The sequence below is a fragment of the Actinocorallia sp. A-T 12471 genome (genome assembly GCF_033875155.1).
GTDB lineage: Bacteria > Actinomycetota > Actinomycetes > Streptosporangiales > Streptosporangiaceae > Actinocorallia.
Genome location: NZ_JAWZTE010000001.1, coordinates 106,073 through 128,199, shown reverse-complemented (window position 1 = coordinate 128,199; position 22,127 = coordinate 106,073). Strand labels below are relative to the sequence as shown.

Genomic DNA, 22,127 nt, shown 5'->3' with positions numbered 1-22,127 from the left:
CCCTCTCGACCAGCCCGTTCCGCCAGCCGATACACCGTTCCATCACGCGCAACAATAAGCCGCCCCCACAACCCCGGTCAACGCACCCCCCAACCCCGCCCACCCTGACCGCCCACCCTGACCGCGCGCCGCGGACCGCGCGCCGCGGACCTCACCCGCGTTGCGGGTGAGGTCCGCGGCGCGCGCGAAACGAGTGCCCAGCACCGCGCGGGAAGCGAGCGTCCGGCACCGCGCGGGAGACGAGCGTCCGACGCCGCACGGAAGGCGGGTATGCGGCGCCGCGCGAGAAACGAGCGTCCGGTAGCGCGCGGGAGGCGGGAACCCGACGCTGCGCGGTCGGGGGCGGGTTCCGCAAAAGCGCAGGCCCTCTCGACGGAGTCGGGAGGGCCTGCGCGTGGGGTAAGGGGGTTAGTCGGCTGTGGCGAGGGTTAGGGTGCGGAGTTTGGTGATGGCGAGGGTGAGGGCGGCTGTGACGGTGATGGCCGTCAGGATGAGGCCCGTGGTGGCTGAGGAGCCGATGTTGACGGTGGTGGCGGAGGTGAGGGCGTCGACGCTGGACAGGGCCCAGCTCTGGATCGAGAGGTTGCGGGAACCGGCGACGAAGCCGCCGATCATCGACTCCCAGACCAGCGCGTAGATGAGGCCGATGGTGACGGCGTTGCGGCTCACCACGGCCAGCGCCAGGAACACCGCCGCGTAGACGACGCCGCCTTGCAGCGCGCCCACGGCGAACGCCCAGGACACGTCGGACTCCGGCCCGACCATGATCGCCGAGGCCGCCCAGACTGGCACGACGGCGAACACGACGACGAGCCCGACCGCGCACGCGAACTTCGTCAGCACCACCGACGCCCGCGAGATCGGCTTGGTGAGCACGTACATGATCTGGCCCTCGTCGATCTCGGGGCCGATCACCCCGGTCCCGACGATCAGCGCGAGCAGCGGCAGCAGCACCACGATCCCGAACGCGTGCAGCACGCCCGTGGAGGTGCTGAGCGTGTCGTAGCCGGTGGCGGCGAGCACCACGGAGAGCCCGAGCAGCACCGCGGGCAGCAGGAACAGCAGCACCGCGCGGCGCCGGCCGAGCATGCCCCGCAGGGTCAGGGAGGCGATGGTCGAGTTCACTTTTCCACCAGGTAGCTGAAGACGCTTTCGAGGGACTCGTCGGACGGGGAGACCTCGCGCAGCCGGACACCCGACTCCTTGGCCAGCCGCGGGAGCAGCCGCGTGAAGCGCGCGAAGTCCCCCGCCTCCACCTCGAGGCCCTGGTCGGTGACGCGCACGGCGGTCGCGGACCCGTCGGCGATCACCGCGGCGGCGAGCGCGCGGTCGTCGGAGGAGCGCAGCGAGAACACGTGCGCCCGGTCGGTCATCAGCCGCCGGATCTCCCGGAAGTCGCCGGACGCGGCGTGCCTGCCCGCGACGACGACCTCGATGTGCGTCGCGAGCCGCTCGACCTCCTCGAGGATGTGCGAGCTGAACAGGATCGTGCGGCCCTGCTCGGCCATGCCCCGGATGAGGTCCATGAGCTGGAGCCGCTGGCGCGGGTCCATCCCGTTGAAGGGCTCGTCCAGCAGCAGCACCGCCGGGTCGTGCACGAGCGCGGAGGCCATCTTGATCCGCTGCTTCATGCCCTTGGAGTAGGTGCCGATCTGCCGCTGTGCGGCGTAGTCCATCTCCACGAGGCCGATCGCGCGGCGCGCCGCGCCGCGCGGGTCGGGCAGCTTGTGCAGCCTGGCCATCGCGAGGATGAACTGCTCCCCGGTGAGGAAGTCGTAGGCGCTCTCCCGCTCGGGCACGAGCCCGATGTGCCGGTACACCTCGGGATGCCCCCAGATGTCCTGTCCGTCGATCTTGAGCGCGCCCGCCGACGGTTCGAGGAACCCGCCCATCATGTGGATGAGGGTCGACTTGCCCGCCCCGTTCGGCCCGAGCAGGCCGGTCACGCCGGGCCCGATCGTCATCGAGATCCCGTTGACCGCGACGACGTTGCCGTACCAGCGCGAGACGTTCTCCACGGTGATGACGCCCATCACGCGCCCGCCTTCCGGAACCTGGCGTGCAGCGCGGCGAGCGAACCGGCCACGATGATCACGCAGAACAGCAGGAAGAAGATCCCCGTACCCGACGGCGGCGGCGCGGCGATGACGCCGCCGTCGGCCTTGAACAACGCCACCTGGGTGCCGTAGACGAGGTTGAACGGGGTGAACAGGTTCAGCCACCCGGCGAGGTCGTAGGCGCTGCGCGTCAGCGCGATGCCCTGGGCGATGCCGACGACCGCGTTGGAGACCAGGTAGAGCGCGATGACCGCGGCGATGCCGAACCCACGGCGCGGCATGTACGCGGCGACCAGCAGCGCGAACGACGACAGCACGAGCGCGAGCAGCAGCGCCCCGATGAGGCCGAACGCCCACTCCCGGGTGGCCTCCATGACCGTCGGGATCTCGCTCACGTCGCGGAACGCGCCAGGCTGCGACGCCGCCTCGACGATGCCCTGCCTGGTCAGCAGGAAGCCGATGTGCATGACCGTCATCGGCAGCGCGGTGAGCAGCAGCAGCGCGGTGGTGAACGCGCCGAACTTCGCGGCGACGAAGTCGCGCGGCCCGACCGGCCGCGAGAAGTACAGCGGGACGGTCCGGTACCTGATCTCCCGCGACGCCGCCACCGGGGCCTGCGCGGCGAGGAAGATCGCGATGAGCGGGTTGAGGATGTACCCGTACCCCTGCATCGGGAACGAGTCGGGCTGCTTCACCACCGCCTTGATGGCGATGTCGCCGAGCGCGGGCAGCATCATCATCGCCAGCAGCGCGAACGGGATGACCTTGGCCTTGCCGCCGCGGCCCAGCCCGAACAGGGTCCGAAGGTTGTGGACGTACAGCGCGCGCACGGTCTGCCCGTGCTTCTGGCGCGGCCCGTCGTAGTGGCGGTAGCCGATGTCGTGGATGGCGGTGCTCACCGCTGGAACACCTCCTCGATGTGGTGACGCCCGTGCTCCATGCGGATGAGCGCGAGGTCGAGGTCGACGACCCCGTCGCGGATCGCGTCGTAGGTCTCCTCGCCGTCGAGCTGGACGACGAGGGTGCGGCCGTCCGCCTGGACGGTGAGGCCGCGCTCGGCCAGGTGCGCGCCGAGGGCGTCGCGGCCCTCCTCCACCTCGACCACGAGCATGCCGCTGGTCTCGGTGAACGACGCGACGGCCGACGAGCGCAGCAGCTTGCCGCCGTCGATGATCACCACGTTGTCGCAGACGCGCTCGAGCTCGCCGAGCAGGTGCGAGGTGACCAGGACGCTGATGCCGAACTCCGCGCCGACCTTGCGGATCAGCGCGAGCATCTCGTCGCGGCCGCGCGGGTCGAGGCCGTTGGTGGGCTCGTCGAGGAAGACGAGGCTCGGGTCGTGGACCAGCGCCTGGGCGAGCTTCACCTTCTGGCGCATGCCCGTGGAGTACCCGCCCATCGGGCGGTACCGCTCCTCGTACAGGCCGACGTGGCGCAGCACGTCGGCGGCGCGCTCACGGGCCGCCGACGACGGCAGCCCCGACATGCGGGCCAGGTGCACGACGAACTCGGTCGCGGTCACGTCGGGGAGGAGGCACTCGTACTCGGGCATGAAGCCGACCCGGCGGCGGATCTCCGCGCCGCCCGTGGCGATGTCGTGTCCGAGGACCTCGGCCGAACCCGAGGTCGGCCGCTGGAGGCCCAGGAGGATCTTGATGAGGGTCGACTTGCCCGCGCCGTTCGCGCCGACGAGCCCGGTGACGCCGGGTTCGACGCCGACGCTGAGCGATTCCAGCGCGGTCACGCCGGGGAACCTCATGGTGAGGTCCCGGGTGGTGATGATGGGCATGGTGTCAGGCTAGGGCGGTGCGGGCGACCCCGTCATCCCTCCGGGGAACGACCCATACCCCTCCATAGGACGAACTGCGCGGCGGGCCGGTACCTGAAGGGACGCGACGGCCTTCCCGGGCGTAACCTGACATTCCCCCCGATCAGGGCTGTCGCCCGCGGAAAACTCAAAAGAGGTACCCCCCATGCTCCGCCAGGCCCTCGCCGCGATCTGCGCCGCCCTGACGCTCACCTCGTGCTCGGTCGTCCTCACCTCCCCCGAGACCGAGGGCGGGGCCGAGACCACCGAGGAGCTGTCCTTCGCCGACAAGCGCGTCCTCGACATGGTCGGCGTCGCCAAGGAGGTCAACGACGGCAGCTACGACCGCAAGGCGTTCGGCACCTCGTGGAAGGACGTCGACCGCAACCGCTGCGACACCCGCAACGACATCCTCGCCCGCGACCTCGCCGACATAACGAAGCGCGACGACTGCGTCGTCCTGTCCGGCGTCCTCAAGGACGACCCCTACGGCGACGGCTCCATCGACTTCGACCGCGCGCGGCCCACCGAGGTCCAGATCGACCACATCTACCCGCTCGCCCTGGCCTGGCGGATGGGCGCGTCACAGTGGGACAAGGACAAGCGCGAGAAGTTCGCCAACGACCCCGACAACCTCCTCGCCGTCGGCGGCCGCGCCAACCAGCGCAAGGGCGACTCGGGCCCCGAGGAGTGGCAGCCGCCGCGCGACTACCAGTGCGAGTACGCCAAGCGCTTCATCGGCGTCGCGCTCGCCTACGAGCTCCCGGTGACCGCCGAGGCGCACCGGAAGCTCGGCGAGATGCAGAAGACCTGCTAGCCAAACTGCCAGCCAAACCCGCTAGCCGACGCTCACGGGACCGCCAGGCGGCGGCGCGCCACCCGGCACCATGGACCGTTCCCCTCCTCGGTGCGCCGCGCCTTGATCGCCACGCTCAGCAGGGTCAGCAGCAGCCGCACGTCGCTCTCGCCCTCGAGGCGCACCCGGATCGCCGGGCCCTCGGGGACGATCCGGCCCGCGCCCTCAAGGGCCGGGCGGATCCGGTCGACGCTCGCCGTGCCGACCAGCAGCTCGGCGTCGTCGTCGTGCAGGTGGGCCACCTGGCCGCCGTCCACGGCGAGGGCGACGCCCACCCCGCAGTCGGCGCGCTCGGCCCGCAGATGCGGCCAGGACCGGGTAAGTGCGAGCACTCGCTGGGAGAAGGGACTTTCCGCGCAGGCGTCGTCCATGGCCTCATGGTGACCCGGCCGCGCACCGCCCCGGAACCAGATGCGCCCAAATCGTTATCCGCGGATTCGAAAGCCGTTCACGCTACAGGTGGGTCCGCACGGCCTCGGCGAGCCGTTCGGCGACGGTGTGCGCCTGGTCCTCGGCGGCCGCCTCGACCATCACGCGGACCATCGGCTCGGTGCCCGACGGGCGGATCAGCACCCGGCCCGAGTCGCCCAGCTCGGCCTCCGCGGCGGCGACGGCCGCGGCCAGCTCCGCCGACGTCGCGGCCCGCTCCTTGGCCACGCCGCGCACGTTGATGAGGACCTGCGGCAGCCGGGTCATGCACTTGGCGAGCTCGTCGAGCGGACGGCGGCGGCGCGCGACCGCGGCCAGCAGGTGCAGCCCCGTCAGGACGCCGTCGCCGGTCGTGCCGTGCTCCAGCATGATGACGTGGCCCGACTGCTCGCCGCCGAACCCGAACGACCCCTCGCGCATCGCCTCGAGCACGTACCTGTCGCCGACGGCCGTCTCCACGACGGTCAGGCCCTGCTCGCGCAGCGCGAGCTTGAAGCCGAGGTTCGACATGACCGTCGCCACGACGGTCGCCGACGGGAGCCTGCCCGCGTCGTGCAGTTCGAGCGCGAGGATCGCCATGATCTGGTCGCCGTCCACGATCTCGCCGGACGCGGTCACCGCCAGGCACCGGTCGGCGTCGCCGTCGAAGGCGATGCCCGCGTCGGCGTCGTTGGCGACGACGGCGGCGCGCAGCGCGTCGAGATGGGTCGAGCCGACGCCGTCGTTGATGTTGAGGCCGTCGGGCTCCGCGCCGATCGCGATCACGTCCGCGCCCGCGCGGCGCAGCAGGTCGGGGGCGAGCCCGGCGGCCGCGCCGTTCGCGCAGTCCACCACGACGCGCAGGCCCGCGAGGGAGATCCCGACCGTCGCCAGGATGTGGTCGGCGTAGCGCGAGCCCTCGTCGGCGGCCTCACTGACCCGTCCGACGCCGCCGCCCGTCGGGCCCTGCCAGTCCTCGCCGAGGCGCGCCTCGATCTTGTCCTCGATCTCGTCGGCGAGCTTGAACCCGCTGCGGTCGAAGAACTTGATCCCGTTGTCGGGCGCGGGGTTGTGCGACGCCGACAGCATCACCCCGAGGTCCGCGCCGAGCTCACGCGTCAGATAGGCCACCGCCGGCGTCGGCAGCACGCCGAGGCGCAGGACGTCGACGCCCGCGCTCGCCAGGCCCGCGACGACCGCCGCCTCAAGGAACTCGCCCGAGGCGCGCGGGTCCCTGCCCACGACCGCCACCGGGCGGTGCCCCTCGAACGCCCCCGCGTCGCCGAGCACCCGAGCGGCCGCGATGGACAGGTCCATCGCGAGCCGCGCCGTCAGGTCCCGGTTCGCCAGACCCCGCACCCCGTCGGTGCCGAACAGCCGACCCACGTCAAGATCACCCGCAATCCCAAGTCAACGAAATCCCAGTCACGCATTCCGTTCGACGCTTCCCGGACGCAGAACGCCGGAGACGAGGCACCGGAAATACGCAGAGGCGGCGGACACCACGTGCTGCACCTTCGTGCATCGTGATGTCCGCCGCCCGAACAGACAAGCCGCCAAGATGACCAGCGACCCGTCAAACAGCGCGTCTGATCAACGCTTGCTGTACTGCGGAGCCTTACGGGCCTTCTTGAGACCGGCCTTCTTGCGTTCCTTGGCCCGCGCGTCACGGGTGAGGAAGCCGGCCTTCTTCAGCGCCGGACGGTTGTCGGGGTCGGAGAGCTGCAGCGCCCGGGAGATCCCCATGCGCAGGGCGCCGGCCTGACCGGTGACACCGCCGCCGTTGATGCGGGCGATGACGTCCCACTGGCCCTCGAGGCCGAGCGTGACGAAGGGCTCGTTGATGAGCTGCTGGTGCACCTTGTTGGGGAAGTAGCCCTCAAGGGTGCGGCCGTTGATGGTCCAGTTGCCCGAACCGGGGACGATGCGCACGCGCGCGATCGCCTCCTTGCGCCGGCCGGTGGCCGAAGCGGGGCCCGTCGCGGCGGGGACGCGCACGACGGCTTCCTCCACGACCGCGGACTCGGTGGTGTACTCCGAGGGGGCTTCCTCGAACTCGAACTCGGCGACCGTTTCGGTCTCGGTGGTCTCGGCCACGTTCTTCCGTTCTCCTGTCTGGTCTTCTAACCGGGGCGGCGGACCCTGACCCAAGCTCTCAGGGCGCCCCAGCGGCCTCTTTTTGATGCGGGGGCTGGCGTAAGCCAGACCTACTACTGGGCGATCTGCTCGATCTCGAACGGCACGGGCTGCTGGGCCGCGTGCGGGTGGTTCGGACCTGCGTAGACCTTCACCTTGCCGAACTGGGCGCGGCCCAGCTTGGTCTTCGGCAGCATGCCCTTGATCGCCTTCTCGACGGCGCGCTCCGGGAACTTCTCGAGCAGGTCCTTGTAGGCCACCGACCGCAGACCACCCGGGTAGCCCGAGTGACGGTAAGCCTTCTTCTGCTCGAGCTTCTTGCCCGAAAGCGAAACCTTGTCGGCGTTGACGATGATGACGAAGTCACCGGTGTCAACGTGCGGCGCGTAGATCGGCTTGTGCTTGCCCCGAAGCAGGATCGCGACCTGGCTGGCAAGGCGACCCAGCACGACATCGGTCGCGTCGATGACGTGCCACTGACGCTCCACGTCAGCGGGCTTAGGGGTGTACGTGCGCACGGCGTAAGCCTTCTTTTTGTCGACTGTCGGATGCGGCCCTGTCGGTCACTGCCGTAGCGGTCGCGCTGTCGTGCCGGACGTGCTCGGCGGGAGGCTCTCGGCACGGGGAGGTCCCCGTGGCGACAGGATCTGGCTTCGCGGTGTCCGGACTTCAACGTGGCCGTACTTCAGCCGGGCCGGTCAGTGCCGGATGTTGAGACGCCGGATGTCGCGGGAACTCCCGCGCTGCATCATCCCTGACGTTCAGGCAACCCGACACATACGAACGCCCAGCATATCCGAGCCTGGGAGCATGCGGCAAAGCGGCTGCGCACGGGCCTGGGCCCGTGCCATCGTGGAGTCCGCGCCGGGCCGTAAGGGCAACTGACGATATCGACCGATAGGCTCAGCATCATGGGTTATCCGGGTGACAGCAACCAGCAGCGGCCGTCCTGGGAAGGCGAACCGCCGGAAGCTGCCGACGACGACTGGTCCCGACACCCCCTGAGCGCTCCCATCCCCCCGCAGCAGCAGCCGCAGCCCCCCGAGGAGCAGCCGGGCGAGGCCACCGCGTCCTGGCACGGTCCCGAGGCGGGCTGGGGCGGCGAGCAGAGCGGCGGCGGCTCGTGGCTCGAGGGCGCGGCCGCGCGGCCGCAGAGCCCGCTGGACGGCAAGCCGTGGCCCGAGCCCGGCGCGCCCGTCGAGCAGCCCTACGCGCCGGAGTCCCCGCTGGCGGCCCCGTCGACCGGCTACGCCGAGGCCCCCGCCGCCTACGACGGCCCCAGCGGCCCGCAGCAGACCCCGTGGCATGACGGCGTGCCCGTCGGCGAGGCCCCCGCGGGCGGCTTCGACAACCCGACCGTCGCCACCCCTCCGCCCGGCGAGGGCGGCACCAGCGCCTACGCGCTCCCGCAGTACGGCGAGCCGCCCCGGTTCGAGCAGGACTCGGGCCCCTACGCCAGGCCCGGCGACCAGAACCCCTACGCCGACGCCAACAACCCGTACGCCCAGGAGTCTTACGCGCAGGAGCCCTACGCCCAGGATTCCTATGGGCAGGACTCCTATGGGCGCGAGCAGCCCTACGGCGACGAGGCGAGGCACGACGCCGAGCGCTTCGGCGGCGGCGCGACCGCCAGCGGCAGCTACGAGGTCCCGCGCTACGACGCCGCCGACCGGCCCTTCACCGGCGCGCAGGCCGTCCCGCCCCCCGCGGGCTGGGGCGAGCCGCCGTCCGGCGATCCCCAGACACCCCCGCAGCAGGCGTGGGACGCCCCCGCAGCGCCCGGCGGCCCCGGTGGTCCGGGCGGACCGGGAGGCCCCGGCGGCCCGTACGAGCGCGGCGAGCAGTGGCAGCCCGACGGCGCACGCGAGGAGATCGGCAGCGGCAAGCGCGGCGGCGGTGGCGGCAAGGGCCTGATGATCGCGGGCGCGCTGGCCGCCGTCGTGGTCGTCGCGGGCGCGGGCGCGTACGCCTTCACCCGGGGCGGCGACGACGACAAGCCGGGCGGCCAGGCCACCCAGAGCGCCGCGCAGAGCCCCGCCCCCGGCGAGTCCGCGGCCCCCGGCGGCGGCGCGCCCACCCTCGATCCCGCGGGCGGGCTGCTCAAGTCGCGCAAGACCGACCCCAAGCCGCTCAAGCTCGGCGAGGTCTTCGCCAAGAAGCGCTTCACGGTCAAGGGCACCACCTATGTGATGCACGTCCGCAAGACGACCAAGGACTGCGCGGGCGCGGTGCACGGCACCGCCCTGCAGGCCGCCCTGAAGAAGGGCAAGTGCACCCAGTTCCTGCGGGCGACCTTCGCCACGAAGGACGGCCGCATGATCGGCACCGTCGGCGTCGCGAACCTGGGCACCTCCCAGGCCGCCGCCAGGGCGGAGAAGGCCGCCAAGGACAAGGACGCCTACGTCGTCGCGCTGCCCGGCAAGGGCGTCACGGCCAAGATCGGCCAGGGCGACGCGCTCGGCGCGGCCTGGACCAGGGGCCACTACCTGATCATGACCTGGGTGCAGACGCCCGACGGCAAGCCCGTCCCGGCCAAGAACCGCAAGCGCGCGCAGGTCTTCGCGCAGAACACGGTGAACGGCAGCAATCTGGGACCCGCGCTGCACTACCGCGACTCGGCGGGCAAACCGTCCACCTGATCGGGGAAGCGCGAATTCCCGACGAACCCTCCGGATCTTCGCCGGGTTGACTACCCTGTACGACCATGTCCGGTCCTGACGACACCCGGTCCGGAGGCGCTCCCGACGAAGTCGGGGTCGCCCACGGCGCCCCCGGGCACCAACGCACACGTCCCGGGACCGAGGCCGCGGCGGCTCCCCCGTCTCCCGCTGCCTCCCCCGCCCTGCCCGCCGACGGCACGGGCGCCCCCGCCGACCCCGCCGAGGGTCCACCCGCCGCCCCCTGGTGGGCTCCGGTGATCCCCCCGGCCGACCCCGCCCCGGCCGTCGGCGTCCTGGCCGCACCGGTCCCTGACGCCCTCGACGCCGCGCCCTCCGACCCCGAGGCGTCCGGCGACTTCCTCACCGGCACGATCGTGCCCAAGGGCCCGGAGATCCCGCCCGCCGAGGCGACGATCACCGGGGAGATCCCCCGCTGGGCCGCGCCCGCCCCCGACTCCGCCGCCCGCCCCGCCGAGTCCTCAGGGGCCGGCCTGTCCGTCGTCGGCATGGCCTCACGGCCCGCGCCGCCGCCCGCCGAACCCGTCGCGGAAGCCGGGCCCGAGGATGTCCCGACGCCCCCGCGCTCGGCGCGGCACGGCCGCCGCAGGCGCGGCAGGGTCCCGCTGTACGTCGCGCTCGCCCTCGTGCCCACGCTCGCCGTCGCGGCGCTCGCCTACGCGGTCGTCACCGACGAGCCCGCGCCGCCCGCCGCGATCCCGACGGTCACCGCCACGGTGACCGCGCCCGCACCCGAGCCCGCCGACAGCCCGCCGGCGTCCGGGGTCCCGGCCGTCGACTCCGTCGACACCGACCCCGAGGCGCTGACGCTGGAGGAGGTCTTCCCCGACCGGCGCATCACCCTCGAGGGCCGCACCTACGCGGTGGACCGCAAGTCGCTCAACCTGCGCTGCGACTACGCGGCCGCGGGCGGCATGTCCCGCGCGCTCATCAAGAACGACTGCCAGATGGTGGTGCGTTCCACGTTCGTGAGCGGCAACGGCAGGACCGGCGTCACCGTCGGGGTCGTGGCGATGCCGAGCAAGCGGGTCGCCATCAACGTCCAGAAGGCCGGGAGCCCGGCCCGCAAGGGCAACTGGTTCATCGGCCTGCCGGGCAAGCGCACCAAGCAGATCGGCGACTCCGGCGGCTTCGCCGCGAGCACCACCTACGGCAGATACATCCTGTACGTCTACGTACGCCATCTGGAGGGCCGCAAGCCCGCCAAGGCGGACCAGACCTACCCCAAGCTCGCCTCGGCCTTCATCACCTACGTCAACGCCCCGCTGCGCCAACGCTGACGCCGCGGGCCGGCACCGCTAACGGATGACGTGTTCGGCGGGCTCGCTCTGCGCGGGCGGCTCCACCGCGCCGGGCTGCGGCGCGGGAGGCGTCGGCGCGGCGAGCGTGCGGACGCGCCGCGTCTCCTGCGCGCGCGCCGCGAGCTTGGCGTTCTCCGGGTAGACGATCTCGACCAGCGCGAGCCCGTGCGCGGGCGCGACCTTCACGGCCGAGTCGCGCACCCCCGCGACCAGCACCTCATACGGCCACTCGACGGGCTTGCGGCCGTCGCCGACCGACAGCAGCGCGCCGACCAGCGCGCGCACCATCGAGTGGCAGAACGCGTCGGCCTCGACGGTCGCGACCGCCAGCCGCTCCCCGCGCCGCTCCCACTCGTAGCGCAGCAGCCGCCGGATCGTCGTCGCGCCCTCGCGCCTGCGGCAGTACGCGGCGAAGTCGTGCTCGCCGACCAGCAGCGCCGCTGCGGCGTTCATCCTGTCGACGTTCAGCGGCCGCGGATGCCAGACGGTGTCGTGCCGGTCGAGCGGCGGCAGGCCGGTGGGCTCGTCGCTCACCCGGTACTCGTAGCGCCTGCGCAGCGCCGAGAACCGCGCGTCGAAGCCGTCGGGCGCGATCGTCACCCCCGTGACGCGCACGTCGGGCGGCAGCACCGCCGCGAGCCGCCGCGTCATCGCGCCGCTGATCGCCTGGTAGTTCGGGTACGGCACCACCACGTGCGCGACCTGGCCCGTGGCGTGCACGCCCGCGTCGGTGCGGCCCGCGACGGTCAGCACGGGCGGCGGGTCGAGCCGCATGATCCGCGCGAGGGCGTCCTCGACGACCCCCTGGACGGTCCGCTGCTCCGGCTGCCGCGCCCAGCCCGCGAAATCCGACCCGTCATAGGAGATGTCGAGCCGGAGCCTCACCAACGACGTCATTTCCCCGCTTCCCGTTCACGCCACGCGCCCCCGCCCGGGGACTCCAGTCTCTCAAACGAGACGGGTCCGCCGTCCCTGACTTGGGACGACGGACCCGAATCAAGCGCGGCCTTTACTCGGCCGGCCCTGTGCTCACTTGGCCTCTTCGGCCTCGGTCGCCTCGGCGGTCTCCGCCGGAGTCTCCTCGGCGGCCGCCTCGGGAGCGGTCTCCTCAGTCTTCGGCGCGACCTCTTCCGCCGGAGCGGAGGTCTTGCGAACGGTGACGCCGGAGACCTGCTCGGCGACGAGCTCGATCACGGCCATCGGCGCGTTGTCGCCCTTGCGGGGGCCGATCTTGGTGATCCGGGTGTAGCCGCCGGGACGGTCCGCGAAGTGCGGGCCGATCTCGGTGAACAGCTTGTGCACCACGCCCTTGTCGCGGACGGTCTGCAGCACCAGGCGGCGGTTGGCGATGTCGCCCTTCTTCGCCTTGGTGATCAGCTTCTCGGCCAGCGGACGCAGCCGGCGCGCCTTGGCCTCGGTGGTGGTGATGCGGCCGTGCTCGAAAAGCTGCGTCGCGAGGTTCGACAGGATCAGCTTCTCGTGCGCCGGGCTGCCGCCGAGGCGGGCTCCCTTGGTGGGCCTGGGCATGGTGTTTCCTTCCTGCTCCAGCCGTGTCAGGTACTGGAGTCAGCTTGTTCCTGCGGAAAAAGTCCCGGCGTCGGGGGCGAGTGCCCCCGACGCCGTGGGGCTCAGTACTGCTCGGTCTCGGCGAACGACTCGTCGTCGCCGTCGCCGTCACCGAAGGCGGCGGCGGTCGGGTCGAACCCGGGCGGGGAGTCCTTGAGGGACAGCCCCATGTCGTGCAGCTTCTGCTTGACTTCCTCGATCGACTTGGCGCCGAAGTTGCGGATGTCCAGCAGGTCCTGCTCGGAGCGGGCGACGAGCTCGCCGACCGAGTGGATGCCCTCGCGCTTGAGGCAGTTGTAGGAGCGGACCGTGAGGTTCAGCTCCTCGATCGGCAGCGCCAGATCGGCCGCCAGCGCGGCGTCGGCGATGGACGGGCCCATGTCGATGCCCTCGGCCTCGACGTTGAGCTCGCGGGCCAGGCCGAACAGCTCCATGAGGGTCTTGCCCGCCGACGCGACGGCGTCGCGCGGCAGCATGCAGTGCTTGGTCTCCACGTCGAGGATGAGCCGGTCGAAGTCGGTGCGCTGCTCGACTCGGGTGGCCTCGACCTTGTAGGTGACCTTGAGGACCGGGGAGTAGATGGAGTCGATCGGAATCCGGCCGATCTCCTGCCCCGGCTGCTTGTTCTGGGTCGCCGAGACGTAACCGCGGCCGCGCTCGACCGTCAGCTCCATCTCCAGCTTCGCCTTGCCGTTCAGCGTGGCGATCTTCAGGTCGGGGTTGTGCACCTCGACCCCGGCCGGCGGCGCGATGTCCGCGGCGGTGACGTCACCCGGGCCCTGCTTGCGCAGGTACATGACCACGGGCTCGTCGTGCTCGGAGGAGACGACGAGCTGCTTGAGGTTCAGGATGATGTCGGTCAGGTCCTCCTTGACGCCCGGCACGGTGGAGAACTCGTGCAGGACGCCCTCGACGCGGATGCTGGTGACCGCCGCGCCGGGGATGGAGGAGAGCAGGGTGCGCCGCAGCGAGTTGCCGATGGTGTAGCCGAAGCCCGGCTCCAGCGGCTCGATGACGAAGCGGCTGCGGTAGTCGTCGACCTGCTCTTCGGTGAGAGCCGGACGCTGTGCGATGAGCATGATGCCCACTTTCTGTCGGGCCGCCCGCTATTTGACGGCTCTGACAACCAACAGGGTGCCCCCGACCGGCGTCCATGACGCCTGCCGGGGGCCGGTGAGATCCGCCAGAAGCGGTCCCCGAAGGGACTTACTTCGAGTAGAGCTCGACGATCAGCTGTTCCTGGACCTGCGTGTCGATCTGCTGACGGACCGGCAGCGCGTGCACCAGGATGCGCATCTTGTCCGCGACGACCTCGATCCAGCCCGGGACCTGGTGGGCCTCGGACTCGGCGCGGGCCACCACGAACGGGGTCAGGTCGGCCGACTTCGCGCGCACCTCGATGATGTCCTTCTCGGACACCAGGAACGACGGGATGTTGACCTTCTTGCCGTTCACCAGGATGTGGTTGTGGCGGATCGCCTGACGGGCGGCGTCGCGCGACTTGGCGAACCCGGCCCGGTAGACGACGTTGTCGAGGCGGCGCTCGAGCAGCGAGAGCAGGTTCTCACCCGTCTTGCCGGCCTTGCGGTTGGCCTCTTCGTAGTAGTTGCGGAACTGCTTCTCCAGCACGCCGTAGATGCGGCGGGTCTTCTGCTTCTCGCGCAGCTGGAGCTGGTACTCCGACTCCTTGGTGCGGCCGCGCCCGTGCTCACCCGGAGGGTAGGGGCGGTTCTCGATCGGGCACTTGGCGCTGAGGCACTTGCTGCCCTTCAGGAACAGCTTGGTCTTCTCCCGACGGCACAGCTTGCAGTCGGCACCGGTGTAACGAGCCATGTCTCTATCTCTCCGATCAGACCCGACGACGCTTCGGCGGGCGGCAGCCGTTGTGCGGCACGGGCGTGACGTCCTGGATCGAGCCGACCTCGAGGCCGGTGGCCTGGAGCGAACGGATCGCGGTCTCACGGCCGGAGCCGGGACCCTTCACGAAGACGTCGACCTTGCGCATGCCGTGCTCCATGGCGCGGCGGGCGGCGTTCTCGGCGGCCTGCTGGGCGGCGTACGGGGTGGACTTGCGGGAGCCCTTGAAGCCCACGTGCCCGGACGAGGCCCAGGAGATCACGTTCCCGTTGGGGTCGGTGATGGAGACGATCGTGTTGTTGAACGTGCTCTTGATGTGGGCGTGCCCGTGAGCGACGTTCTTCTTTTCCTTGCGGCGCAGCTTCTTGGCGGCGCCCTGGCGGCTCTTAGGAGGCATTGCTCTTCTTCACTCCAGAGGTCATCGGACCGGTCGTCGGCGGGGCCCTTATGCGCGGGCCCCTACGGCCTACTTCTTGCCGGCCTTCTTCTTGCCGGCGACGGTCTTCTTCTTGCCCTTGCGGGTGCGCGCGTTGGTCTGCGTCCGCTGACCGTGGACCGGAAGGCCCTTGCGGTGACGGATGCCCTGGTAGCACCCGATCTCGATCTTGCGGCGGATGTCGGCCTGCACCTCGCGGCGCAGGTCGCCCTCGATCTTGTAGTTGGCGTCGATGTACTCGCGCAGCGGGATCAGCTCGGCGTCGCTGAGCTGGTGCACCCGCAGGTCACCGGAGACACCGGTGGCGGCGAGGGTCTCGAGCGCACGGGTGCGACCGATGCCGTAGATGTAGGTCAGCGCGACCTCCAGGCGCTTTTCGCGCGGAAGGTCGACACCGGCGATGCGTGCCATCGGGCAGTGTCCTTTCGTTTCAGGCGGAGGTCCTACCGACCGCGTTCCCGTCCCTGCCCAGGGCGGGCCCCGGCCTCCGACCGGGGGTCACTCGCCCGTATCCCCCGGCGTGCGGGGGACGTGGCGAACTGCGGCCTGTTGTTTTGTTGTGGTGGAGCGTTGGAGAGAGCCTCAGCCCTGACGCTGCTTGTGGCGCGGGTCCTGGCAGATCACCATGACGCGGCCGTGCCGGCGGATGACGCGGCACTTCGAGCAGATCTTCTTGACGCTCGGCTTGACCTTCATCGGGTCTCCTGACGTGATCGCAGGGTCATTCCCGTCTGCCACGACGGGAAAGGCAACCCTTGTCGGTTACTTGTAGCGGTAGACGATCCGGCCGCGAGTCAGGTCGTAGGGAGACAGCTCCACCACAACCCGGTCATCGGGGAGGATTCGGATGTAGTGCATCCGCATCTTGCCGCTGATATGCGCGAGGACCTTGTGCCCGTTGTCCAGTTCCACCCGGAACATGGCGTTCGGGAGGGACTCGACGACAACGCCCTCGATCTCGATGGCGCCTTCCTTCTTGGCCATGACCTCCGCGCTTCGCTGCTCGGTTTCGTCTGTTTCCCGCGACGACACGAACCCACCTTCGGCCAACGGCCGACGGGGCTGCGTGTTCCTCGCGGAAAAGTCCAGGACAGGCCCTCGATCGAGGGACGTCCACGACCCGGACCGCTCATTCGAAGCCGTGTAAGATGCAAACACACGTTCGATAAACGAGCACATGACGGGTCTGATACTGGACCGAATAGCGAGTCTACGCGACGCGCCCGAGAATGCGAAATCGGCGACCCGCCGCCCCCGAAGCCCTTACCGGCTTTCGCCTGGGTGCGAGGGCGGGTACGTTGCTGCCATGGTGGCTTATGACTTCGAACTGGTCCTCAGCAGACCAGTCTTCGAGCATGAGCTTGACCCGCTGTTCGAACGGACGCAAGGGTACGTCACCGTCTCCTTCGTCAGGTCCGCCTCCGACGTCACCGGACCCGCCAACGCCAGGTGCAGCTGGGAGGCTCCGTCCCTGGCCCAGGCCATGGTCGAGGTCGTCACCGAGGTCGAGGCCGCCGCGCCCGGCATCGTCGTGCGGCGCGTCGAGGCCGATCCGCTGCTCGCGCTGCGCGAGATCGCCGAGCGGGTGGGCCGCACCGTCGAGTCGGTGCGGCTGGCCTCCACCGGCCAGCGCGGGCCCGGCGGATTCCCGCCGCCCGAGCAGCACAGGCTGTGGCGTTGGTCACTCATCTCCGCCTGGTACGGCATCGACGACCCCGCTTTGGACGAGGCGGCGCCCACGACCCGCGCGGTCAACGGCTGGCTCGCGCTGCGCGAGGTCGTCCCCGAGCTCGCGCCCGACGCGCGCACCCTCGTCAAGGCACTCACCCACGCGATCCGCGCGACGGCCTGACGCACCCGCCAGACCGAACCGCCAGACCCGCAGCCCTGCGCGTCAGCCCGTCAGGTCAGTCCTTGCCCGGGTAGCCGAACAGCGTCTGCGCGAGCAGGACCGCGCCCCACGGCCCGGCGACCCACAGGAACCAGGGGAAGGTCAGCCCGCCCGAGGCGACCGACGCGATCAGCCAGATCGACGCCATCACGAGGTTCACCGACGCGTACGTCGCCCACGCCCCGCGCATGCCCTTCTCACTGCCGACGATCCCGCCGCCCTCCTTGCGGGCGAGCGCGGTCTGGTCGGAGGCCGGGATGGGGAGGTCGTACATGTCCTTGGCCGGGAGGTCGGCCGTCAGCGCCTCGAGGTCGCCGAGCGTACGTGCGGCGTAGGCCGACTCGAGCCGCTCGTTCAGCTCCTCGAGGTTCAGCCTGCCCTGCGCATAGTTGTCGCGCAGGATCTCCGCGAACCGGTCACGGTCCCTGTCCGAGGCCCGCATCTCCGGACTCGACGGCATCGCCTGTCACTTCCCTCACCTCGCCGGCACGGCCATGATCGGCCGGGCTCAGGCCAATTCTGCGATGCGCTCGGCCCACCCATCAAGTGCGGTGAGCACCTGGGGGCCCTGCGCGGTGATCGCGACGGTGTGCTCGAAGTGCGCCGAGGGGCTGCGGTCGGAGGTGACGACGGTCCAGCCGTCCTCCATCTCCTCGGTGTGCGGCTTGCCGAGGTTCACCATCGGCTCGACCGCGAACACCATGCCGGGGCCGAGCAGCATCCCGCCGCCCTTGCGTCCGACATTGGGGATGAACGGCTCCATGTGCATCTCGGTGCCGATCCCGTGCCCGCCGTAACCCTCGACGATGCCGTAGCGGCCCTGGGAGCGCACGTAGGACTCCACCGCGTATCCGATGTCGCCGAGGTGCCCGCCGACCTTGCAGGCGGCCATACCGCGCCACAGCGACTCCTCGGTGACGTCGAGGAGCTTGCTGACGTCCGCGGCGATCTCCCCGACGGGGACGGTCACGGCGGCGTCGCCGTGCCAGCCGCCGACGATCGCGCCGCAGTCGATCGACACCACGTCCCCCTCGCGCAGCACCTTGTCGGCGCGGGGGATGCAGTGCACGATCTCCTCGTTCACCGAGGTGCACAGGGTGGCCGGGAAGGGGGTGATCGGCCCGGGTACGCCGATGAAGGATGGGACGCCGCCGCCCGCGCGGATGTTGTCCTCGGCGATGCGGTCCAGGTCGAGCGTGCTGACGCCGGGCTTCACCGCCGCGGCGACCAGCGCGAGCGTCTCGCCCACCAGCCGTCCGGCGACCCGCATGAGCTCGATCTGCTCAGGCGACTTCACCTGGATACGCGTCCGCCTTCTGAACACCCGTCCCCCCTGCTGCCCTGTTGCTCGGCCTAGGCGCGCAACGCGTCGAGCGCGCGCTCGGTGACCGCTTCGACGGTCCCGGTGGCGTTGATGCCGACCAGGATGCCTTCCTTCTCGTAGAACTCCACGAGAGGTTCGGTCTGTTCCTTGTAGACCTCGAGCCGGTGCCGGACGACGTCTTCCTTGTCGTCGTCCCGCTGGAAGAGGTGTCCGCCGCAGTCGTCGCAGATGTCGTCGCGGCCCTCGTCGAACTCGACGTGCCAGATGCGGCCGCACTGGCCGCAGGTACGCCGGCCCGACAGCCGCCGGACGACCTCTTCCTCGTCCACGACGAGTTCGAGGACCTTGTCGAGGGCGAGGCCGCCGTCGGCGAGGATCGACCGCAGCGTCTCGGCCTGCGGGACGTTGCGGGGGAAGCCGTCCAGGAGGAACCCGCCGAGGGCGTCGGGCTGGGAGATCCTGTCCCGGACCATGGCGACGGTCACCTCGTCGGGGACAAGGTCGCCTTTGTCCATGTACTGCTTGGCGAGGACGCCGAGCTCGGTTCCGCCGCTCACATTGGCGCGGAAGATGTCACCTGTCGAGATCTTCGGGACCGACAGATGGGATGCGATGAACTGGGCCTGAGTTCCCTTGCCCGCTCCCGGGGGGCCCACGAGCACGATACGCACTAGCGGAGGAAACCTTCGTAACTACGCTGCTGGAGCTGAGATTCGATCTGCTTCACGGTGTCCAACCCAACGCCGACGATGATCAGGATGCTGGTGCCGCCGAAGGGGAAGTCGTTCGCCGCCTGGATCAGCGAGAACGCCACCAACGGAATGAGGGCGACCAGACCCAGGTAGAGCGCGCCGGGAGCGGTGATCCGCGTGAGCACGTAGTCGAGGTACTCGGCGGTGGGCCGCCCCGGACGGATACCCGGGATGAAACCACCGTACTTCTTCATGTTGTCGGCGACTTCAGTGGGGTTGAAGGTGATGGCCACGTAGAAGTACGTGAAGAACACGATCAGTGCGAACGTGACCGCCATGTTCACCGGGTTGTCCTGCTGGAGGTACGGCAGGACGTACTTGCCGAGGAACTCGCTGTTGGGCCAGAGCTGCCCGGCGAGCTGCGGGAGGTACAGCAGCGAGGAGGCGAAGATGACGGGGATGATGCCCGCCTGGTTCACCTTCAGTGGGATGTAGGTCGAGGTGCCGCCGTACATGCGGCGGCCGACCATCCGCTTGGCGTACTGGACGGGGATGCGGCGCTGCGCCTGCTCGACGAAGACGACGGCGGCGACGATCGCCAGGCCGACCAGAAGGACGATCGTGAAGACGAAGCCGCCCTTGGTCTGGAAGATGTTGATGAACTGCTGCGGGAACGACGCGACGACCGTGGTGAAGATGAGGATCGACATGCCGTTGCCGATGCCGCGGTCGGTGATGAGCTCGCCGAGCCACATGATGACGGCGGTGCCCGCGGTCATCACGATCACCATGGTGATGACCGTGAACAGCGAGGTGTCGTAGAGCACGTCGACGGACTGCCCGGTGAACAGGTTGCCGGTCGAGGCCATGGCCACGATGCCGGTGGACTGCAGGATCGCCAGCGCGATCGTCAGGTACCGGGTGTACTGGGTGATCTTCGAGGTCCCGGCCTGGCCCTCCTTCTTGAGGGCCTCGAGCCGTGGGATCACCACCGTCAGCAGCTGGAGGATGATGCTCGCGGTGATGTACGGCATGATGCCGAGCGCGAACACCGAGAGCTTCAGCAGCGCGCCGCCGCTGAAGAGGTTGATCAGCGAGTACAGGCTGGCGTTGGCCCCGGACTCGGCGGCCTCGATCGCCGTCTGCACCGCTCCCACGTTCACACCCGGGGTCGGCATCAGCGAGCCGACGCGGAACACCAGGATGATGAACAATGTGAACAGTATCTTTTTGCGCAGGTCGGGCGTCTTGAATGCCCTAACAACAGCGGTGAGCACCATTCCTCCTGCGCGTTTACGACCCTGTTCATACGGCCCGGCTGGCCGCTCTACACCTTGCACGGATCCCGGAGGGGACCCGTCGAATGCTAACAGCAGACGAAGCCGGGGCCGACCCTCCAACGACGGACGGTCAGCCCCGGTTCCACTTCCCTTAGACCTGCTCGGCGCTTCCGCCGGCGGCCACGATCTTCTCCTTGGCGGAGCCGGAGAAGGCGGTCACCTTCACCTGCACCGCGACGGAGATGTCGCCGGTGCCGAGGATCTTGACCGGACGGCCGGCGCGCACCGCGCCCTTGGCCGCCAGGTCCTCGGCGGTGACCTCTCCACCGGAGGGGTACAGCTCGGCGAGCTTGTCCAGGTTGACGACCTGGAACTCGACCCGGTTGGGGTTCTTGAAGCCCTTGAGCTTCGGAACCCGCCGGATCAGCGGCATCTGGCCGCCCTCAAAACCGACCGGGACCGTGTTGCGGGCCTTGGTGCCCTTGGTGCCGCGGCCCGCGGTCTTGCCCTTGGACGCCTCGCCCCGACCCTTGCGGGTCTTCTTCTTGTGGGCGCCCGGAGCCGGCTTGAGGTCGTGGACCTTCAGAGCCTCGCTCATGATTCGACCTCCTCCACCTTCACCAGGTGGGCAACGGTGCGGATCAGGCCGATGACCTCGGGCTTGTCCTCCCGAACGACACTCTGGCCGATCTTCTTGAGGCCCAGGGTCCGCAGCGAGTCCCGCTGGTTCTGCTTCTCGCTGATCACGGACTTGATCTGCGTGATCTTGAGCTGGCTCACGAGTTCACCTCGACCTTCGCGGCCTCGAGGCCGGCGGCACGCGCGCGCAGCATGGCGGCGGGGGCGACGTCCTCGATCGGCAGACCGCGCTTGGCCGCGATCTCCTCGGGGCGCTTGAGCTGCTTGAGCGCCGCCACCGTCGCGTGGACGATGTTGATGGCGTTCGAGCTGCCGAGCGACTTCGACAGGACGTCGTGGACGCCCGCGCACTCCAGGACCGCGCGCACCGGGCCACCGGCGATGACACCGGTACCGGGGCTGGCCGGCTTCAGCAGCACGACGCCCGCGGCGGCCTCACCCTGGGTGAGGTGGGGGATGGTGCCCTGAATCCTGGGGACCTTGAAGAAGTTCTTCTTGGCCTCTTCGACGCCCTTGGCGATGGCCGCGGGAACTTCCTTGGCCTTGCCGTAGCCGACGCCGACCGTGCCGTTGCCGTCGCCGACGATCACCAGGGCGGTGAAGCTGAAGCGACGACCACCCTTCACGACCTTGGCGACGCGGTTGATCGCGACGACGCGCTCGATGTAAGACGTGCCCTTGTCGGCGCCACCGCGGCGGTCGTCACGGCGTCCGTCACGACGGCCGTCACGACGCTCGCCGCCCTGGCCGCCTCCGCGACTGGGAGCAGCTGCCATTAGTGGTTCCTCTTCTCAGACTGGGTCTTGGAGGTCACAGTGCGAGACCCCCCTCACGGGCGCCGTCCGCGACGGCGGCGACACGGCCGTGGTACTTGTTGCCCGCCCGGTCGAAGACGACGGCGTCGACGCCGGCGGCCTTGGCGCGCTCGGCGACGAGCTTGCCGACTTCCTTCGACTTGGCGGTCTTGTCGCCCTCGGCCGTGCGCAGCGCGGCCTCCATGGTGGACGCCGACGCGAGGGTCTTGCCCAGCGTGTCGTCCACGACCTGGACGAAGACGTGCTTGGTGGAGCGGGTCACGATGAGGCGCGGACGCGCAGCCGTGCCGACCACCCGCTTGCGGACCCGAAGGTGGCGCCGCTTGCGGGAGACCGCGCGCGCGCTCGTGCCCTTGCGGAACAGGCCCTTGGTGCCAGCCATGA

General features: G+C 70.1%; 28 protein-coding genes. 4 read left to right on the top strand and 24 right to left on the bottom strand.

The features are described 5' to 3' along the window. Positions 1-408: 408 nt before the first annotated feature. From R9X44_RS00630 to R9X44_RS00615, 4 genes are read right to left on the bottom strand one after another with little or no spacing between them, the layout of a single operon-like run. Positions 409-1,125, bottom strand: coding sequence for an ABC transporter permease (locus R9X44_RS00630; RefSeq protein ID WP_319811926.1), 717 nt, complete (start codon positions 1,123-1,125; stop codon positions 409-411). After that, positions 1,122-2,033 carry an ABC transporter ATP-binding protein gene (locus R9X44_RS00625; protein ID WP_319811925.1) on the bottom strand — a complete coding sequence of 304 codons (912 nt, stop codon included), beginning with the start codon at positions 2,031-2,033 and terminating at the stop codon, positions 1,122-1,124. The genes R9X44_RS00630 and R9X44_RS00625 overlap by 4 nt, the downstream gene beginning before the upstream one ends. Continuing rightward, positions 2,033-2,956 (bottom strand): ABC transporter permease, encoded by a 924-nt coding sequence (locus tag R9X44_RS00620; RefSeq protein WP_319811924.1) that lies wholly within the window; start codon positions 2,954-2,956, stop codon positions 2,033-2,035. The genes R9X44_RS00625 and R9X44_RS00620 overlap by 1 nt, the downstream gene beginning before the upstream one ends. Further along, positions 2,953-3,846, bottom strand: a complete 894-nt coding sequence (locus R9X44_RS00615) for an ABC transporter ATP-binding protein (RefSeq protein ID WP_319811923.1) — start codon at positions 3,844-3,846, stop codon at positions 2,953-2,955. The genes R9X44_RS00620 and R9X44_RS00615 overlap by 4 nt, the downstream gene beginning before the upstream one ends. 184 nt (positions 3,847-4,030) lie before the next feature. On the opposite strand from R9X44_RS00615, the gene R9X44_RS00610 reads away from it, so the two are divergent. Next, complete coding sequence (locus R9X44_RS00610) at positions 4,031-4,681, top strand: HNH endonuclease family protein (protein WP_319811922.1); 651 nt, start codon at positions 4,031-4,033, stop codon at positions 4,679-4,681. A gap of 32 nt (positions 4,682-4,713) precedes the next feature. On the opposite strand, the gene R9X44_RS00605 is transcribed toward R9X44_RS00610, so the two are convergent. The 4 genes from R9X44_RS00605 to rplM all read right to left on the bottom strand — a co-directional run bounded on the left by R9X44_RS00605 (position 4,714) and on the right by rplM (position 7,782). Beyond that, positions 4,714-5,091 carry a luciferase family protein gene (locus tag R9X44_RS00605; protein WP_319811921.1) on the bottom strand — a complete coding sequence of 126 codons (378 nt, stop codon included), beginning with the start codon at positions 5,089-5,091 and terminating at the stop codon, positions 4,714-4,716. 82 nt (positions 5,092-5,173) lie between these two features. After that, entirely contained in the window at positions 5,174-6,514 is a 1,341-nt protein-coding gene (gene glmM, locus R9X44_RS00600; RefSeq protein ID WP_319811920.1) for a phosphoglucosamine mutase, read from the bottom strand. Positions 6,515-6,721: 207 nt separating this feature from the next. Beyond that, the gene (rpsI, locus tag R9X44_RS00595) at positions 6,722-7,225 is read right to left on the bottom strand and encodes a 30S ribosomal protein S9 (RefSeq protein ID WP_319811919.1); all 504 of its coding nucleotides are present in this window, start codon (positions 7,223-7,225) and stop codon (positions 6,722-6,724) included. A gap of 113 nt (positions 7,226-7,338) precedes the next feature. Further along, on the bottom strand, positions 7,339-7,782 hold the full coding sequence (gene rplM, locus R9X44_RS00590) for a 50S ribosomal protein L13 (RefSeq protein WP_319811918.1): 444 nt from the start codon (positions 7,780-7,782) through the stop codon (positions 7,339-7,341). Positions 7,783-8,175: 393 nt separating this feature from the next. Here rplM and R9X44_RS00585 point away from each other — a divergent pair, with 393 nt between their 5' ends. Beyond that, a complete protein-coding gene (locus R9X44_RS00585) occupies positions 8,176-9,903 on the top strand; it encodes a hypothetical protein (protein ID WP_319811917.1) in 1,728 nt (575 codons plus the stop codon). A gap of 65 nt (positions 9,904-9,968) precedes the next feature. Next, positions 9,969-11,222 (top strand): hypothetical protein, encoded by a 1,254-nt coding sequence (locus R9X44_RS00580; protein ID WP_319811916.1) that lies wholly within the window; start codon positions 9,969-9,971, stop codon positions 11,220-11,222. An 18-nt stretch (positions 11,223-11,240) separates the two neighbouring features. Here R9X44_RS00580 and truA read toward each other — a convergent pair whose 3' ends face one another. The 8 genes from truA to infA all read right to left on the bottom strand — a co-directional run bounded on the left by truA (position 11,241) and on the right by infA (position 16,086). Then, positions 11,241-12,140, bottom strand: coding sequence for a tRNA pseudouridine(38-40) synthase TruA (gene truA / locus R9X44_RS00575; protein WP_319811915.1), 900 nt, complete (start codon positions 12,138-12,140; stop codon positions 11,241-11,243). Positions 12,141-12,272: 132 nt separating this feature from the next. Beyond that, complete coding sequence (gene rplQ / locus R9X44_RS00570) at positions 12,273-12,770, bottom strand: 50S ribosomal protein L17 (RefSeq protein WP_319811914.1); 498 nt, start codon at positions 12,768-12,770, stop codon at positions 12,273-12,275. Positions 12,771-12,871: 101 nt separating this feature from the next. Then, positions 12,872-13,888: a DNA-directed RNA polymerase subunit alpha gene (locus R9X44_RS00565; protein ID WP_319811913.1), complete on the bottom strand. Its 1,017-nt coding sequence runs from the start codon at positions 13,886-13,888 to the stop codon at positions 12,872-12,874. Positions 13,889-14,015: 127 nt separating this feature from the next. Continuing rightward, positions 14,016-14,642 carry a 30S ribosomal protein S4 gene (rpsD, locus tag R9X44_RS00560; RefSeq protein WP_319811912.1) on the bottom strand — a complete coding sequence of 209 codons (627 nt, stop codon included), beginning with the start codon at positions 14,640-14,642 and terminating at the stop codon, positions 14,016-14,018. Positions 14,643-14,658: 16 nt separating this feature from the next. After that, positions 14,659-15,063 (bottom strand): 30S ribosomal protein S11, encoded by a 405-nt coding sequence (gene rpsK, locus R9X44_RS00555; RefSeq protein ID WP_230615089.1) that lies wholly within the window; start codon positions 15,061-15,063, stop codon positions 14,659-14,661. Positions 15,064-15,132: 69 nt separating this feature from the next. Then, a complete protein-coding gene (gene rpsM, locus R9X44_RS00550; RefSeq protein ID WP_230615091.1) occupies positions 15,133-15,513 on the bottom strand; it encodes a 30S ribosomal protein S13 in 381 nt (126 codons plus the stop codon). Between the two features lie 171 nt (positions 15,514-15,684). Beyond that, positions 15,685-15,798, bottom strand: coding sequence for a 50S ribosomal protein L36 (rpmJ, locus tag R9X44_RS00545; protein WP_106402415.1), 114 nt, complete (start codon positions 15,796-15,798; stop codon positions 15,685-15,687). Between the two features lie 66 nt (positions 15,799-15,864). Next, positions 15,865-16,086 carry a translation initiation factor IF-1 gene (gene infA / locus R9X44_RS00540; protein ID WP_123670005.1) on the bottom strand — a complete coding sequence of 74 codons (222 nt, stop codon included), beginning with the start codon at positions 16,084-16,086 and terminating at the stop codon, positions 15,865-15,867. Positions 16,087-16,408: 322 nt separating this feature from the next. On the opposite strand from infA, the gene R9X44_RS00535 reads away from it, so the two are divergent. After that, complete coding sequence (locus tag R9X44_RS00535) at positions 16,409-16,954, top strand: hypothetical protein (protein ID WP_319811911.1); 546 nt, start codon at positions 16,409-16,411, stop codon at positions 16,952-16,954. A 55-nt stretch (positions 16,955-17,009) separates the two neighbouring features. On the opposite strand, the gene R9X44_RS00530 is transcribed toward R9X44_RS00535, so the two are convergent. The 8 genes from R9X44_RS00530 to rplR form a co-directional block, all read right to left on the bottom strand. Next, positions 17,010-17,453 carry a DUF1707 domain-containing protein gene (locus R9X44_RS00530; protein ID WP_319811910.1) on the bottom strand — a complete coding sequence of 148 codons (444 nt, stop codon included), beginning with the start codon at positions 17,451-17,453 and terminating at the stop codon, positions 17,010-17,012. Between the two features lie 48 nt (positions 17,454-17,501). Continuing rightward, the gene (map, locus tag R9X44_RS00525) at positions 17,502-18,317 is read right to left on the bottom strand and encodes a type I methionyl aminopeptidase (RefSeq protein WP_319811909.1); all 816 of its coding nucleotides are present in this window, start codon (positions 18,315-18,317) and stop codon (positions 17,502-17,504) included. Between the two features lie 29 nt (positions 18,318-18,346). Then, on the bottom strand, positions 18,347-18,988 hold the full coding sequence (locus R9X44_RS00520; RefSeq protein ID WP_319811908.1) for an adenylate kinase: 642 nt from the start codon (positions 18,986-18,988) through the stop codon (positions 18,347-18,349). After that, entirely contained in the window at positions 18,988-20,286 is a 1,299-nt protein-coding gene (secY, locus tag R9X44_RS00515) for a preprotein translocase subunit SecY (protein ID WP_319812768.1), read from the bottom strand. The genes R9X44_RS00520 and secY overlap by 1 nt, the downstream gene beginning before the upstream one ends. Before the next feature lie 154 nt (positions 20,287-20,440). Beyond that, entirely contained in the window at positions 20,441-20,887 is a 447-nt protein-coding gene (gene rplO / locus R9X44_RS00510) for a 50S ribosomal protein L15 (protein WP_319811907.1), read from the bottom strand. Then, positions 20,884-21,069, bottom strand: coding sequence for a 50S ribosomal protein L30 (gene rpmD, locus R9X44_RS00505; RefSeq protein WP_123669999.1), 186 nt, complete (start codon positions 21,067-21,069; stop codon positions 20,884-20,886). The genes rplO and rpmD overlap by 4 nt, the downstream gene beginning before the upstream one ends. After that, complete coding sequence (gene rpsE, locus R9X44_RS00500) at positions 21,066-21,704, bottom strand: 30S ribosomal protein S5 (RefSeq protein ID WP_319811906.1); 639 nt, start codon at positions 21,702-21,704, stop codon at positions 21,066-21,068. The genes rpmD and rpsE overlap by 4 nt, the downstream gene beginning before the upstream one ends. A 34-nt stretch (positions 21,705-21,738) precedes the next feature. After that, the gene (gene rplR / locus R9X44_RS00495; protein WP_319811905.1) at positions 21,739-22,125 is read right to left on the bottom strand and encodes a 50S ribosomal protein L18; all 387 of its coding nucleotides are present in this window, start codon (positions 22,123-22,125) and stop codon (positions 21,739-21,741) included. Between the last annotated feature and the right edge of the window lie 2 nt (positions 22,126-22,127).